Genomic DNA, 14,266 nt, shown 5'->3' with positions numbered 1-14,266 from the left:
GTACCGCCCCATCGAGCACTCTTAGACGGTTCATCGTCACCAACGCGTCGCCGCCGCCACCGTTGTCGCCGCCACCGCCATTGTCGCCGCCGCCGCCGCCGTTGTCGCCGCCGCCATTGTCGCCGCCGCCATTGTCGCCGCCGCCGCCGTTGTCGCCGCCGCCGCCGTTGTCGCCGCCACCGCCATTGTTACCACCGCCACCACCGCCACCACCGCCAGAAGGGGGAGCGCTACCGCCGCCGCTGCCACCGCCGCCTCCACCGGTTCCGCCACCACCATTGCCGTTGGGCGCGCGGGCATCGCTGCGATCGTTCCCCGTCGCGGCACTCTTTATGGTTGCCGTCGAGAGGGGAGGGCACATCTTGATCTGTGCGGGCGTCAGGATTTTTGAGCGATTGAGGGCTACGCAGCAGGCCGCAAAGTTACCTTCCGTCAGTGGACTGCATTGTTTTGCAGTCATGCGCTGTCGCTGTACTGCGTTCGCGTCTGGCGTGATAACTACTGATGCTATTGAAGCCGTTGAAAGGATAAAGAAGAGTTTTAATACGGATCTGTTAAATTTATACATTACTCAACTCCTGCAAAATTAATACTTAAAAAAGTAATAAATAATTCGCGTAAAACGTTAAACGGTCAAGTTACGAATTATTAGTAGTACTGGCCACAACATCGCCCAATTTCGGGTTAATCAACCTTGAGTTAATCCCCTTTGGTTATCTGTAAATCGGACGCGGGAGCGTTGAGCCCACCGTTGGAGGTCGTTCTTTATGAAATTTTTCGTCGCACAGGCCGTGTCTCTGTCTCTGTTGCTGTTCGTAACCCCGCAGGTGGCCGAGGCGGGTACGACGATGAGGACCGGTGGCAAGGCCTTCGCGCCACCAGCTTTCGCCTCTTTCTGCGCACGCGAGCCCCGCTTGTGCAGCACCGGTGGCGGGAGCAAGCTCGTCGTTCTCCAGCCGGAAAAGGCGAGCGAGCTGCAGCAGGTGAACCGCGCGGTCAACGCGCGCATCCGGGAGCGGAGCGACCGGGCAAATGCCGGCAGGGACGACGACTGGCGCGTGCCTACGGCCTATGGTGACTGCGAGGATTTCGCCATCCTGAAGAAGCGGGAATTGCTCAAGCGCGGCTGGCCCGCTTCGGCGTTGCTCCTGACGGTCGCCCGCTATCGCGGCGAGGGGCATACGGTGCTGACCGTGCGCACCAGCGAGGGCGATCTCGTGCTCGACAACATGACCAATTCGGTTCGCGACTGGTCGAGGACCCCTTACGATTATTTCGCGCGCCAGTCTCAATCGAACGGCCGGCGCTGGGAGCGGATCGACGGCGCGCGCCATATCTGAGGCGGTGGGCGCCGTCGCGATCAAGCGACAATCGTCATTTCCGGTCAGACGCGCAAACTGTCCCTCACGGCGCATCCGCGCTTCGATCGACTTTCTGGCCGAAGACACATCGACCGCTGCGCGCCCGATCGGGCGCGCAGCGGTCGACACTTGAAAGCCGCGCTTTCGCGGCGGTTATCGTCTTACCGCTACAACCTGCCTTCGGCTGAACTGCGACAGCTGAACGCGCCCCGACTGGTTGCCGCCGATCAGCTGCGCGGTCGACTTGGAAAGGGCGGAAAGAATGCCGACGTGATAGCCGCGGCCGGTACGCACGACGATGACGTCGCCTGGACGCGCATAGGAGAGGCGTACGGGCGCACCGAACTTCAGCCAGGAACTTGCGAAACTATAGGATTTGGGAGGCTGTCGGCCGGCCTTTCGCGCAACCAGCCCCATGAAATGCCCGCACCACGGCGTGCGGGCGGGATTGATGCCGAGGGCGGCGCGCAGCCGCCTGTTATGCTTGACTTCATGCAGCCCGGTAAACTGCTGGGCCTGGGCCAACATGCCGGCGACCGCCGTATCCGGTGAGGTGAACGCGACGTATATTGCGGCGAGAAACGCTAAAACCTTCATGGCTGGGTCTCCTTGCCAGTTTTCGGTGTGCGTTCACTGCTAAGAGCAATCCGCCTCTATGCGGAGATGCTGAAAGCAAGTAAAGTGCTTTGGAATCAAAGCACTAGAACGCTATTGCGCGCTCGCTCGAACGCGCAGCGAACCACCCTCGGGCTCGGCCATGCCGAGTCCGCTCTTGATTTGTTTCTCTACCCAGCGCGCAGATCCGCGGCGTTCCCGTATTGCGTCGAACGCTGCAACACGGCACCGACGGGGCGGGCGAACCGCGAGGGTTCTGGCCCAACTCAAACGAAACAAAAATTCGGTATTCCCCTGCCATCCGCTGGATAGCGGGCGGACTTTGCCGGCTGCGTGAAGCAAAATTGTGGCAATGACTTTATCGGCGCCATTTCTCCGCGTTCCGAAGGTACCGGCATCCCGAATTCGGCGCTCGGTCCGACCATGTGAGATCTAGCAGGAGTTGCACTGCCTGTTCCGTTGCCCCAGGATGTGCCGGGTGGATCGGGAGGCCGGCAATGGAACGCGCGAAGGAGAAAACGGCCCGAAAGACTGCTGGCGAGGTTGGCGGCAAGGCGGCCGCGACGGACGTGGGCCGGGGCAGGCTGAAGGGGGGGAACAAGGAGGCTGTTCCCGCTTCGGTGTTCCTCGAGAAGGACCCGGCGATCTGCCTCGTCTATCATGTCAAGGACGCGCAAGGCCGCTACCTGACGGATGAGCAGGCGGTGCGTGCGCTGCAGTCTTCGGCTATGCCCGTGGACACAATGATCGCACGCAAGGCGACCGGCCTCCGCGTCTGCGCGGATGGCGATTCCTGGATCAACATCCTTTGGCCGCTGTCGGCGCTGGCGGGTTACGCGCCGACATTCTTCGATATCCTGGAGGGGCGCTACTACGCCCGGAATGTCGCCTATCCGGGTGATACCTTCGCACAGATGCGGCAGAAGAAGGATTACCGCGAGCTGGTGAAATCCGCCTCGTTCGACTTCTTCATTTTTTCGGGCGGCGGCAACGACATTCTCGGTGGCGGCGCCCTGACGGAGCTGCTGCGGCCCAGAACCTCCGGCACGTCGTCCGATCCGAGCAGCTTTCTTCGCCTCGACATCCTCGACAGCAAGGTGGGTTCGCTCGAGGACGGGTACAGCGAGATTGCGCGCGACGTCGCGATCCAGTCGGCCCCGAAGCGGACGCAGATGCTGGTCCATGGCTACGACGTTCCGAAGCCGGTGGCGAACGGCCCGTGGCTCGGCCAGCCCTTCACCCGCCGCGGCTTCAGCCTCTCTGAGGATAGCGCGCTGATCGAGGGCATTCTTACCCATCTCGTCGACCGCCTCTACGACATGCTCGACCGCATCGAGGACGCCCATGACAATGTCACTGTCGTTCGTCTGAAGAACGTCGTCCAGGGGCGGTGGAACGACGAGCTTCACCCGAAGAAGGCTGCGTCGCAGGACCTGGCGCAGAAATTCGTCACGGTGATGGAGCCCTCGGTGTGATATGGGGCGGCTGCGCCGGGCTCATGTGGATTAATCCGCGCTGAGCGCCACCGCAGGTTGGAGGCGGGAGGCGTTGCGGGCCGGCAGGAAGCCGAAGAGCAGGCCTGTCAGGAACGAGCAGGCGAAGGCGAGCGCCACCGGGCCGATCGTGAAGCTGACCGGCATGCCGAAAGTTTTTGCGAGGGCGCCGGTGCCGAGGCCGGCGACGACACCGATCGCGCCGCCGATCGCGGAAACGACCAGCGCCTCGACGATGAATTGCACGAGGATGTCGCGCTCGCGCGCGCCGGTCGCCATGCGCACGCCGATTTCGCGCGTCCGCTCGCTGACGCTGACGAGCATGATGTTCATGACGCCGATGCCGCCGACGAGCAGCGAAATTGCCGCGACCGACCCCAGGAAGAGCTTCATCGTGTTCGACGTCTCGGTGAAGGCCTCGCGAACCGACGACATGTTGGTGATCTGGGTGTCTTCCTTCTTGTGCCGCTCGTTGAGCAGCGCCTGAATGCGCTCCTGCGTCAGGTCGATCGCCGAGGCGTCCTTCACCTCAACGGTGATGGTGCGGATGTTACGCTGGCCGAAGATGCGCATGCTGCCCGTCGTCAGCGGCACGAGGACGACGTCGTCCTGGTCGTTGCCGCCGGCGCTGGCACCCTTTTCGCTCATCACGCCGATCACCTGGAAGGGGATCTTGTTGACGAGCACATATTGGCCGATCGGATCGGAGCCGTCCGCAAACAGGGTCTTCACCACGGTCTGTCCGAGAACGGCGACCGGCGCGTAGCTTTCCATGTCATCGCGGTTGATGAACTCGCCGTGGCCGACGCTCCAGGATTTCGCCGCCGTGAACTGCGGCACCGTGCCGTTCGCCGTCGTCTGGTAATCGACGTTGCCACGCCGGAGCGTCACCGTGCTCGTCATTTCCGGGACGGCGAAGGCGACGTTCGGCAGCTCCAGGATCGCGTCGGCATCGGCCGGCACGAGCGTGACGTTGCTTCCGCCGGCGCTGCCGCGGAAATTGGCCATGCTCGGGCGGACGAGGAGAAGATCGGAGCCCATGGAGGAGATGCGGCTCAAGACGGAGTCCTGCGCGCCGGTGCCGATCGCGAGCATGGCGACCACCGAGCCGACGCCGATGACGATGCCGAGCAGAGTGAGGATGGTGCGGAAGAGGTTGGCGCGGAGCGCCCGCATCGCCATCTTCACCGCTTCGGAAAGGTCGGCAATTGCGGCAAAGCCCTCGCGGGTGCGCTGGGCGAGGCCGATTGCCGCCTCCGGATTGCTGCGGCCCTTCTTCGCCCGGTCTGCGACGATGCGGCCGTCGTGGATCTCGATCAGCCGGTCTGCCTGTTCGGCGACTTCACGCGAATGGGTGATGACGATGACGGTGTGGCCGTTCTCGTTCATCTCGCGCAGGAGCGCCATCACCTCGTCGCCGCTCTGGCTGTCGAGTGCGCCGGTCGGCTCGTCGGCAAGGATCACGCGGCCGCCGTTCATGAGAGCACGGGCGATCGATACGCGCTGCTGCTGGCCGCCGGAAAGCTGGGTTGGCCGATGGTCGAGCCGCTCGCCGAGCTTCAGGGATTTCAGAAGCTCCTCGGCGCGATCGTGCCGGTCGCGCGCAGGCATTCCGGCGTAGACGGCCGGCACCTCGACATTCTCCCTGGCGCTCGCCGTCGGGATCAGGTTGTAGGCCTGGAAGACGAAGCCGAAGGTGCGGCGGCGCAGCGCCGCGAGTTCGTCGCCGTCGAAGCCGGAGACCCGTTCGCCGTCGATCAGGTATTCGCCGGAAGTCGGCTGATCGAGGCAGCCGAGAATGTTCATCAGCGTCGATTTGCCGGAGCCGGACTGGCCGATGATTGCGACGAATTCGCCGGCCTCGATATCGAGCGAGATATCATGCAGCACCTCGACGGCGAGATCGCCGTTGAAATAGGTCTTGCTGACGTCGCGGAGCGAGAGGAGCGCGGTCATGTTCGTGCTCAGAACATCGGCGGCATGCGCATGCCGCGGCTCCGCGTGTTGCGCGCGCCGCTGCCGGCCGAGGCGGTATCGACGACGACGCGGTCGCCTTCCTCAAGGCCGCTGACGATCTCGGCGCTGACGCGGTTGCGGATGCCGACCTCGACGGCGCGGGCTTCGGTTACGCCCGAGGGCGTGACCACGGTCACCTCAGCCTTGGCCGGCTTGCCCCTGGCTTCGCCGTTCGCATGGATTGCCGCGCTCGGCACGACGAGCACGTCCTTGGCCGCAGCCTCGACGAAGAAGACCTGCGCGCTCATTGACATCATCAGCTCGCCGGTCGGATTGGGAACGTCGAAGAGGGCGTAATAGAGGACGACGTTGTTTTCCGTGTCCGGCATCGGCTGGATCTGCCGCAACTTGCCGGTGAAGCGCTTTCCGGGCTGGCCAAGCAGGGTGAAATAGGCGTCCATGCCGATCTTCAGCTTGCCGACATCGGCCTCGGAGACCTGCGCCTTCACCGTCATCGTCGAAAGGTCGGCGATGGTGACGATCGTCGGCGTCGTCTGGTTGGCGTTCAAGGTCTGGCCTTCCTTGGCCGGATTGGCGACGATCGTGCCGGCGACAGGCGCATAAATCTTGGTGTAGCCGAGGTCGACCTTGTCGCCGGCGAGCGTCGCCTGCTGCTTGCGGATCTGCGCTTCGATCGCCTTCACGTCGGCGCCTGCCGCGGCATGGTCGGCGATCGCCTGATCGAGGGTCGATTGCGAAACGCTGTTGGTCGCGACAAGATTGCGCTGGCGCTCGATATTCGCCTGCTTCAGCACGAGCTGCGCCTTCTTCGAGATGAGCTGCGCCTCGAGATTGGCGAGCTCCGCCTGGTCGATCTCGATCCGGTTCTCGATGGTGGCTGGGTCGATTTCGGCGATAAGCTGGTTCTGTTCGACCTTGTCGCCGATTTCGACATGGAGCGATTTCAGCTGGCCGGAAACCTGCGCGCCGGCATCGACCGACTTGATCGCGTCGAGCGTGCCGACAGCGGTGACGCTGTCTTCGATGTCGCCGCGCGTGACGACCTGCGTGATCATTGCGGTGGCGGGCTCGGACCCGTACTGGCTCCAGGCGTAGTAGCCGGCGCCAAGGACGGCGAGGAGAACGGGCACGGCGACCCAGAGACGCGAGCGGCGTTTCCGGCGTACCGGCGGCGGCGCTGCCGGGATCACACGCACGTTGGCCGGCGCGGGTTTAAGCGCCGTCGTCTCGTCGCTGATCGTCTTGGCTGCCTTGCTCATGATCTCACTTGCTTCGCTGGCGTTCTTTCCTTCTCAAGATAGAGGTGAACGAGATCGGCGAAAAGCATTGAGATCATTATATTTTTGTAATGTGGGAGAGGCGCCGGCGAGCCGCCGGCGCCCGAAACATCATCTTCACCAACAACTTAGGTGACGCGGCCGCCCAGCGTACCGGGGCGGCGAGCGTCGCGACGTCGGTGACGCCCGCGTGATGGTCGGCGATCGCCGCGATTTCGGCGACGTGCAGCTCGCGGGCCGTGAGGACGCCCGCTGGCGACGGCAAGTCGCAGGTGGCGCAGGCCTTCGCCGGCGATGACGACTTTCGTGCCGGAGGGGCCGACGAGTTCCGTAAGCCGGTGCCGGAGACGGCGTTCGGACGCGGCTTTCGACGATCTCTTCGGCCGGGAGGGTTTCAGCGCGTCGAGAAGGCGCCCCGTTCGTCGGCACGATCGAAGGGACCGCCGGCCGCGCCTTTCCCTGTGTCCGTCAGAGGGATCCAGCCACGGGCACCTGCACAGTGCCCCACATGCGAAGGCGGGCGAAATTTCACCATGCCGGTCAAAATCGTCTTGACGCCTTTTCGCCACCGCATTAGAAACTTGCGAACCGTACCGTACGGTACTGATGGAGCGATGGCGAAGTGCAGGGCGTCTTGGAGAGCAGGGTGGCAAGTGCCGGAAGCGGCCTGACCGAGCGTCAAAGCGCCGTGCTCGAACAGGCGCTGAGACTGCTCGTCGACGGCGGCGAGAAGGCGCTGACGACGGCGGGTGTCGCGCGGGCCGCCAATTGCTCCAAGGAGAGCCTCTACAAATGGTTCGGCGATCGCGATGGGCTGCTTTCGGCGATGATCGGCTACCAGGCGAGCAAGGTGAGGACGCTCGACGTTTCCGCCGGGGCGCTCGACGCGGCGGCCCTTCGGCGGCATCTCGTCGCTTTTGCCACGGATCTGCTCGACGTACTTTCCGGCGACGTGTCGCTGGCGCTGAACCGGCTGGCGATCGGCCAGGCGAGCCGCGAGGGTTCCAAGCTCGGTCACATGCTGCAGGAACGCGGCCGCCGCCAGATCGGCCGGCGCGCCGGTGCGTTGCTCGAGGCTGGACGCAAGGCCAGGCTTCTTGCCTTCGACGATGCCGAGGAGGCCTATGGCGCGCTTTACGGTCTCGTCGTTTCCGACTGGCATTTGCGGATGCTGCTCGGTGAAGAGCCAAGCGAAATGAAAAGGAGTTTCAGCCGCAGGGCGGAGCGGGCGGTCGACGCCTTTCTCACGCTCTACGGCAAGAAAGAGTAGCGGCGGGTCTCAATCGGACGCATAAGCCTTTGCGAAGATCAAGGGGATCTTCCGGGGCGCATGCGTTGGGCCAGCCAGAGGAACAACAGACAGCAAGGGAAGGAAAATTCGATGCGCGTCTATTACGATCGTGATGCCGATCTCAACCTGATCAAGTCCAAGAAGGTAGCCATCGTTGGCTATGGCAGCCAGGGCCGTGCCCATGCGCTGAACCTCAAGGACTCCGGTGCCAAGGAAATCCGCATCGCGCTGAAGCCGGGCTCGGCAACCGCCGCCAAGGTCGAGGCCGACGGTCTTTCGGTTCTCTCGGTCGCGGAAGCCGCCAAGTGGGCCGACCTCATCATGATGGCGACGCCGGACGAGCTGCAGGCTGACATCTACAAGGGCGAGATCGCCGACAACATCCGTGATGGCGCTGCGATCGCCTTCGCCCACGGCCTCAACGTCCATTTCGGCTTGATCGAGCCCAAGGCCTCTGTCGACGTCGTCATGATCGCGCCGAAGGGCCCAGGCCACACGGTTCGCGGCGAATACCAGAAGGGCGGCGGTGTTCCCTGCCTCGTTGCCGTTCACCAGAACGCTTCCGGCAACGCGCTTGACCTCGCGCTCTCCTACGCCTGCGGCGTCGGCGGCGGCCGCTCGGGCATCATCGAAACCAACTTCAAGGAAGAGTGCGAAACCGACCTCTTCGGTGAGCAGGTCGTTCTCTGCGGCGGTCTGGTCGAGCTCATTCGCGCCGGTTTCGAAACGCTGGTCGAAGCCGGCTATGCCCCGGAAATGGCCTATTTCGAGTGCCTGCACGAAGTGAAGCTGATCGTGGACCTGATCTATGAAGGCGGCATCGCCAACATGAACTACTCGATCTCCAACACTGCCGAGTGGGGCGAATACGTCACCGGCCCGCGCATCATTACCGAAGAAACCAAGGCGGAGATGAAGCGCGTTCTCAAGGACATCCAGACCGGCAAGTTCACCTCGGAATGGATGCAGGAGTATCGCTCGGGTGCCGCCCGCTTCAAGGGCATCCGCCGCGTCAACGACGCCCACCAGATCGAAGAGGTCGGCGCCAAGCTGCGCGGCATGATGCCCTGGATCGGCAAGAACAAGCTGGTCGACAAGGCGAAGAACTAGGCCATAACCCGAAAATCGTCGATTTTCGGAATGGATTGTGCGCCTCCCAAGAGGCGAAGAAAGCCGGGGCATCTGCCTCGGCTTTCTTTTCGCTAGCCGATCTCCGCGGCACCTGGGTCATTGGGTAATCCGGTCGCCGCGGCTCTCCACCGCAAACGGCTCTTTGCGTCGACGGCGATTATCACGCGCGTTCCGTCCTTGATCCGTTTGCGGAGGATGCCCGGATGCTGCGGTTCGGTTCGCAGCCGCATTCCATCACAGGCACTCTGCAGCCCGGATCGGGTGATGCCGAGCTCGCGGGCGAGCAGCCGATCCAGGCGGAAGCCGGTGGCGAACGGAACCGCAAGGTCGATTTCCAGCACCGTCCAGGCGTCGCTCTCTATCAGCACCTCTTTGCGGACGTCGGCATCGGCGTATTCGTCGACCGACTGCGCTTTCCGCCGGAGAGCATCGAGATCGAACGCCCAGCCGCGCACCCGGTCGGGATCGTTCGATTGCAGCGCCTCCAATGTCGCGCGATCGACATCGCGGACGTTCCGGCGCTCGAAGATCGGCCGGTTCCAGGTGTTGCCGCAGCTTGAGCATCTGTAGATCAGCCAGGCATCGAGCGTCCTGCCATTGGCATTGAGTCTGATCTTGCCGCTCGAGCGGAAGGGTCTCGGGCCTCCACATCCACTGCAGGCAATTCGCGGTTCAGGGGCAGTTCGAGGAATAACGGTCCATCGGACCCGAAGAATGTTGCACATACCGTCTCGGTCTTCCGTTCGGAAGTTCGTCGAGACGACGGTCGGAGAAACCCGTTACGGGTACGGCGTGGCGTTGTTTCGGGCGGCTGAAGAGCTGAGACGCAGGAGCTGCGCGTGGCGCATCTGACAAGGCCAGACCGGTCTCAGACCCACCACCCGACGAACACGATCATGCGCTACAGCAACAGCTGTGCGGCACATGGGGTGAAAATGGATGAGACCGGTATTTACGACGGCAAAATCGAACCTCGATGCACCAATTGAACTCTTACTGCGGCCCGTGCAGATCTGAAGAGGAGCGGCGCTGTAATGTTCTTCGGTTCGAAGCGATACCAGATAAAGGCGAACAATTGAAGCATGCGCGTGAAACTGGCCGGGCGCCCAGCCGGCCAGCAACTTCCACCAGAGAATATCTTGCAGCAAGGAGCGAACTCGATCATTTCACTGTTTCATTGAAACGGTGAGATGCTCCAATTCCTTGAAACTACCAGTTCCCACGGAAAGCCGTTACACACTCCTGGAACTGCTCCGGGCCGATCGCGCGACGTGAAGCGGAAGGCCTCAGCGTACGTCGGCCCTCGCGGCCGTTACATCGGGTCATTGCCCTTCATGGCGTTGGACATGTGGGTCTTGCACTTGTCCTGATCGTTCGCCGCCATGGCTTCCTTCGCCATAGCCAATTCCTTCTGGGCAAGCTCCTTACGAGCGGAGTCGGTGACCTGGCTTACGTCGGTTTCGAGCTTCGCCATCGCCGCCTGGTCGCACGTGATATCGGCCTGTGCAAAGACGGGCGACGCAACAGCCGTGAAAATGGCAGCCGCAACCAACACTTTGTTCAACATTGTGGAACCTCCGATGTTCTTGCTCGCACCTCGCGTGCGGTGCGTAAGGTTCAAACCACGATCCGCCATTTCGGTTCCCCCAAAACGCGCCACGCGTTCAGGATGCGCGCGCGAGATGCAACGCTCGGCGGGAGAAGATCGCGTTCCACCGAGGTTTCGGGCGCGAGAGGTCAAACAAGGGAGCCGCCGGCCGCCGCGGTCGCGGATCTAGTTCCTGTCGACTGGCTTCGAGCGCATGCGCGAGACGGTTTCGCGCTCGGCGCGCTTGCAGCGCATCGGCGGGAGGCCGCGGTCCATCAGGTCCATGTCCTCGAGCACCATGTCGCCCATGCGCTTGAAGGCGACGTCGAGGGCGCCGGCGCGATGCGCCGAGCGCAGGAAGCCGGGCAGCGCGCGGACAGGATGATCAAGGCCAGGCGGCTCTTCCGGAAAGACGTCGCTGGCGGCGACGATGTGCCCGCTGCGCACCGCCTCCATCAGCGCCTCGAAATTCACGACGCCGGCCCGGCTGAGCAGGATGAAGGCGGCGCCTCTCCGCATCTTCGCGAAGGCGTCGGCGCCGAGGAAACGCTGGTTTTCGCTGGTGACCGAGGCGACGACGAAGATGAAGTCGCTCCCGGACAGCACCTCGTCCAACGCGGCCGGCTCCACGCCGTGCTCGATCAGCATCGACGGCGGCAGCCAGGGGTCGAACACGCGCGTCCGCGTGCGGAAGCCGGAAAGCAGGCGGTTGAGCGCCTTGCCGAGGTCGCCGAAGCCGATGATGCCGACGTCGGCGCCGGAAATCAGGCGCGCCGCGCGGTTGCCTTCACCGCCCCACAACTCCCTGCCTTCGCGAAACGCGAGATCCGCATCGACGATGCCGCGCGCGAGGTTGATCGCCATGGCAAGGCCGAGTTCTGCCACGGGTTCGGCGAAGACCGCGCCGGTTGTCACCACGTGGATGCCGCGCTCGAACAGCGTCTCGTAGGGCATGTTGTTGATCAGATTGCTCTCGACGTTGAAGACGCAGCGGAGCGACTGCATGCGAGCGAGAAGTTCGCTCGAGATCGGCGGCTGGCCGATGATGTAGCGGGCCTCGGCGAGAATTTCGGCGGGGAGCGCTGCAATATCCCGATCCGTCGTCTCGACGGCCCGGTAGCCGGCGCGAAGCCGGGCGAGGGAAGCAGGGGTGAAAATGAGATCGAGCGTGCGCGGTTCCGGCGCGCTTATCACCAGCGGTTGCGAACTTTCGGACATAGCGCCTTCCTCCCGGGGCAAGCAGTTTCTCCATACGCGAAAACAGTTCTGCGCACGTGACATCGATACGGATGCCTAACCTCGAACATTGCTTCCGCCGATGCCGTCGGCGCGAAGGTAGGCCTGAGAATTGCGAATAATCAACGACAAGTTGACTGACGGGAAGAAGCTGGTGCATCCTGCCGGCCGTCAAGACATGCCTGCATAGCATTCCGGTCGCTTCGATCCGCCGACTTAAGTTGCATGCCGCGTTGCGTCGCGTAGGCCAAGTCCCACGTGGCGCTCAAAAATTCGAGCCAGAGCATTCATTCACATAGATCAGCCGCCATTTTGGGGGGAGGGAACTGTGAAGAGAAGCATGAAACTCCATGCGGCGGCCTTCGCAGCCGTGTTTGCCGCGACCGCTGCCCTGCCGGCTGAAGCTGCCGATCTGGTGATTGCCATGCCCAATTGGCCGTCAGGGCAGGCAACGGCAAATATCCTCAAGGAGAGCATCGCCAAGAAGTTCGGGCTCGAGGCCGAGGTGCGCGAACTCGGGACGATGAGCGCCTTCGTCGGGCTCGATAAGGGCGAGGTCGACATCCAGCCCGAGGTGTGGCGACCGAATTTCGAGGATCTCATCAAGAAATACGTGACCGACAAAGGCGCGGTCGTGCTGAGCGGGCGTGCCGTGTCGGCCTGGCAGGGCCTTTGCGCCACGCCGGAAGCGGCCGCGGCGGGTCTCAAGACAATCGCCGACCTGAACGACCCGGCAAAGACCGCGGTGCTCGACACGGACGGAGACGGACGCGGCGAAGTGTGGATCGGCGCGCCGACCTGGCTTTCGACGGGAATAGAGCGGGTGAGGGCGAACAGCTACGGCTATGGCGCGAACCTCACGCTCGTCGAGGCGGAGGAAGACGTGGCGATGGCGGCAGTCGATGCGGCGGTCGCGACCGCCCGGCCCATGGTGTTCTATTGCTATGCGCCGCATCACGTCTTCGAGTTGCACAAGCTCACGCGCATCGAGGAGCCGCCGCACGATCCGGCGAAGTGGAAGATCGCGCAGGCGGATGATCCGCTATGGGTCACGAAGTCGAGCGCGGCCACCGCCTGGGATACGGCGCATTTCCACATCGCCTACGGAGCCGCCTTCGGCAAGAAGCATCCCGATATCGCGAAGTTCCTCGAAGAGGTCGATTTCTCGCCGGCGGAAGTGACCGCGATGAGCTACGCTCTCGAAGTGGAGCGGCAGGCGCCTTCCGACTACGCGAAGAAGTGGGTCGATGGCCACGCAGCACGCATCGACGGGTGGGCAAAACAATGACGAAGATCCGCAATAGCCTTGAGATGGAAGGAAAGCGTGCCGGAGGGATGCGAAAGATCGGCCTGATCGTGCTTGCCGCCGGCCTCTGCCTCGGGCCGCTGGCGGCGCTCGCCGCGACGCAGATCTACGACGCCCGCACGAAGAAATGGGTCGATTACGACAAGCGGAAGGCGCGGCAGTATTTTGCGCGCAACAAGCAGGTGCCGGAGGCCTTTCGCCGGCAGGTCGTTCCCTTCCGCACGGCGGAGCCGCCGGGCACGATCATAATCGACGGCAACCAGCACTTTCTTTATCTCGTCCAGCCCGGCGGCCAGGCGATCCGCTACGGCATCGGCGTCGGCCGCGAAGGCTTCGGCTGGGCGGGCATCGTTCGTGTCGGTCGCACGGCCGAGTGGCCAACCTGGACGCCGCCTCCCGAGATGGTAGCGCGCGACCCGAATGCGGCGAAATGGGCGGCCGGCATGCCGGGCGGGCCGGACAATCCGCTGGGAGCGAGGGCGCTCTACCTCTATGAAGGCGAGAACGACACGATCTATCGCATCCATGGCACCGTGGAGCCCTGGTCGATCGGCCTCGACGTTTCCTCCGGCTGCATCCGGATGAACAACGACGATGTCATCGATCTGCACTCTCGCGTGAAAATCGGCGCGAAGGTCATCGTGCTGATGCAGGGGGCGGCGCTTTACAAGGGCGTTTGATACTGGGCGTGTGAAGTACCGAGGCGTGTGAAAAATGGCCAGCGAAGGCGACATCTGGAGGGTGAGAATTTGTCGACAACCAGCTTGAAACGGCATTCGATTGCATGGTGCGCATTTACCGTGGCATGCGTCTCGCTTGTTGCCGGATGCCGGTCATCGGCGCCCGAGCCGCAGAACATGGCCCGAACCAGCCTGCAGACTGCGCCCGCCGACCTGCAGCTCATCTGCGCCAATGCCGTCGTTGCGCAAGCCGGCGGCGCCAGGGTTCTGCCGACGAGTTCGCGCCAGCTCGATGCCACGAGCTACAGCGT

Annotated in this window: 13 protein-coding genes and 1 pseudogene; 7 read left to right on the top strand and 7 right to left on the bottom strand. The window is 63.3% G+C overall.

From position 1 onward, the window contains the following. Positions 1 to 568, bottom strand: a pseudogene (locus tag QN219_RS33125) (hypothetical protein); the annotation flags it as partial. Between the two features lie 199 nt (positions 569 to 767). Here QN219_RS33125 and QN219_RS33120 point away from each other — a divergent pair. Next, entirely contained in the window at positions 768 to 1,340 is a 573-nt protein-coding gene (locus QN219_RS33120) for a transglutaminase-like cysteine peptidase (protein WP_284004663.1), read from the top strand. Positions 1,341 to 1,514: 174 nt separating this feature from the next. Here QN219_RS33120 and QN219_RS33115 read toward each other — a convergent pair whose 3' ends face one another. Further along, positions 1,515 to 1,958: a TIGR02594 family protein gene (locus tag QN219_RS33115; protein ID WP_284004662.1), complete on the bottom strand. Its 444-nt coding sequence runs from the start codon at positions 1,956 to 1,958 to the stop codon at positions 1,515 to 1,517. Between the two features lie 515 nt (positions 1,959 to 2,473). Here QN219_RS33115 and QN219_RS33110 point away from each other — a divergent pair. Next, positions 2,474 to 3,451 carry a hypothetical protein gene (locus QN219_RS33110; RefSeq protein ID WP_284004661.1) on the top strand — a complete coding sequence of 326 codons (978 nt, stop codon included), beginning with the start codon at positions 2,474 to 2,476 and terminating at the stop codon, positions 3,449 to 3,451. Between the two features lie 30 nt (positions 3,452 to 3,481). Here QN219_RS33110 and QN219_RS33105 read toward each other — a convergent pair whose 3' ends face one another. Then, a complete protein-coding gene (locus QN219_RS33105; RefSeq protein WP_284004659.1) occupies positions 3,482 to 5,425 on the bottom strand; it encodes a MacB family efflux pump subunit in 1,944 nt (647 codons plus the stop codon). 8 nt (positions 5,426 to 5,433) lie between these two features. Continuing rightward, on the bottom strand, positions 5,434 to 6,705 hold the full coding sequence (macA, locus tag QN219_RS33100) for a macrolide transporter subunit MacA (RefSeq protein ID WP_284004658.1): 1,272 nt from the start codon (positions 6,703 to 6,705) through the stop codon (positions 5,434 to 5,436). A gap of 640 nt (positions 6,706 to 7,345) precedes the next feature. On the opposite strand from macA, the gene QN219_RS33095 reads away from it, so the two are divergent. Beyond that, positions 7,346 to 7,993 carry a TetR/AcrR family transcriptional regulator C-terminal domain-containing protein gene (locus tag QN219_RS33095; RefSeq protein WP_284004657.1) on the top strand — a complete coding sequence of 216 codons (648 nt, stop codon included), beginning with the start codon at positions 7,346 to 7,348 and terminating at the stop codon, positions 7,991 to 7,993. Between the two features lie 111 nt (positions 7,994 to 8,104). Continuing rightward, positions 8,105 to 9,124, top strand: a complete 1,020-nt coding sequence (ilvC, locus tag QN219_RS33090; RefSeq protein ID WP_173509929.1) for a ketol-acid reductoisomerase — start codon at positions 8,105 to 8,107, stop codon at positions 9,122 to 9,124. Between the two features lie 92 nt (positions 9,125 to 9,216). Here the strand turns inward: ilvC and QN219_RS33085 are convergent, their stop codons facing one another. The 3 genes from QN219_RS33085 to QN219_RS33075 form a co-directional block, all read right to left on the bottom strand. Continuing rightward, on the bottom strand, positions 9,217 to 9,870 hold the full coding sequence (locus tag QN219_RS33085) for a DUF1062 domain-containing protein (protein ID WP_284004656.1): 654 nt from the start codon (positions 9,868 to 9,870) through the stop codon (positions 9,217 to 9,219). 587 nt (positions 9,871 to 10,457) lie between these two features. Beyond that, positions 10,458 to 10,712: a hypothetical protein gene (locus tag QN219_RS33080; RefSeq protein WP_309486657.1), complete on the bottom strand. Its 255-nt coding sequence runs from the start codon at positions 10,710 to 10,712 to the stop codon at positions 10,458 to 10,460. Between the two features lie 207 nt (positions 10,713 to 10,919). Further along, positions 10,920 to 11,951, bottom strand: a complete 1,032-nt coding sequence (locus QN219_RS33075; RefSeq protein ID WP_284004654.1) for a hydroxyacid dehydrogenase — start codon at positions 11,949 to 11,951, stop codon at positions 10,920 to 10,922. Positions 11,952 to 12,309: 358 nt separating this feature from the next. Here QN219_RS33075 and QN219_RS33070 point away from each other — a divergent pair, with 358 nt between their 5' ends. The 3 genes from QN219_RS33070 to QN219_RS34115 all read left to right on the top strand — a co-directional run. Next, positions 12,310 to 13,257, top strand: a complete 948-nt coding sequence (locus QN219_RS33070; RefSeq protein WP_284004653.1) for a glycine betaine ABC transporter substrate-binding protein — start codon at positions 12,310 to 12,312, stop codon at positions 13,255 to 13,257. Further along, positions 13,254 to 13,955 (top strand): L,D-transpeptidase, encoded by a 702-nt coding sequence (locus QN219_RS33065; protein WP_284004651.1) that lies wholly within the window; start codon positions 13,254 to 13,256, stop codon positions 13,953 to 13,955. Before QN219_RS33070 ends, QN219_RS33065 begins: the two co-directional genes overlap by 4 nt. A gap of 69 nt (positions 13,956 to 14,024) precedes the next feature. Continuing rightward, positions 14,025 to 14,266: hypothetical protein (locus tag QN219_RS34115; RefSeq protein ID WP_405052313.1), on the top strand; the 242-nt coding region annotated here is incomplete at its 3' end.

It is taken from the genome of Sinorhizobium sp. 8-89 (assembly GCF_030124325.1).
GTDB lineage: Bacteria > Pseudomonadota > Alphaproteobacteria > Rhizobiales > Rhizobiaceae > Sinorhizobium.
The sequence above is the reverse complement of the archived record's forward strand: the minus strand, read 5'-3'. Positions and strand labels throughout refer to the sequence as shown.

Coding starts and splice junctions, on each gene's coding strand:
- macA (WP_284004658.1), bottom strand. CDS start 6,705: ATGAGCAAGGCAGCCAAGACGATCAGCGACGAGACGACGGCGCTTAAA.
- QN219_RS33075 (WP_284004654.1), bottom strand. CDS start 11,951: ATGTCCGAAAGTTCGCAACCGCTGGTGATAAGCGCGCCGGAACCGCGC.
- QN219_RS33085 (WP_284004656.1), bottom strand. CDS start 9,870: ATGTGCAACATTCTTCGGGTCCGATGGACCGTTATTCCTCGAACTGCC.
- QN219_RS33105 (WP_284004659.1), bottom strand. CDS start 5,425: ATGACCGCGCTCCTCTCGCTCCGCGACGTCAGCAAGACCTATTTCAAC.
- QN219_RS33110 (WP_284004661.1), top strand. CDS start 2,474: ATGGAACGCGCGAAGGAGAAAACGGCCCGAAAGACTGCTGGCGAGGTT.
- QN219_RS33070 (WP_284004653.1), top strand. CDS start 12,310: ATGAAACTCCATGCGGCGGCCTTCGCAGCCGTGTTTGCCGCGACCGCT.
- QN219_RS33080 (WP_309486657.1), bottom strand. CDS start 10,712: ATGTTGAACAAAGTGTTGGTTGCGGCTGCCATTTTCACGGCTGTTGCG.
- QN219_RS33115 (WP_284004662.1), bottom strand. CDS start 1,958: ATGAAGGTTTTAGCGTTTCTCGCCGCAATATACGTCGCGTTCACCTCA.
- ilvC (WP_173509929.1), top strand. CDS start 8,105: ATGCGCGTCTATTACGATCGTGATGCCGATCTCAACCTGATCAAGTCC.
- QN219_RS33065 (WP_284004651.1), top strand. CDS start 13,254: ATGACGAAGATCCGCAATAGCCTTGAGATGGAAGGAAAGCGTGCCGGA.
- QN219_RS33120 (WP_284004663.1), top strand. CDS start 768: ATGAAATTTTTCGTCGCACAGGCCGTGTCTCTGTCTCTGTTGCTGTTC.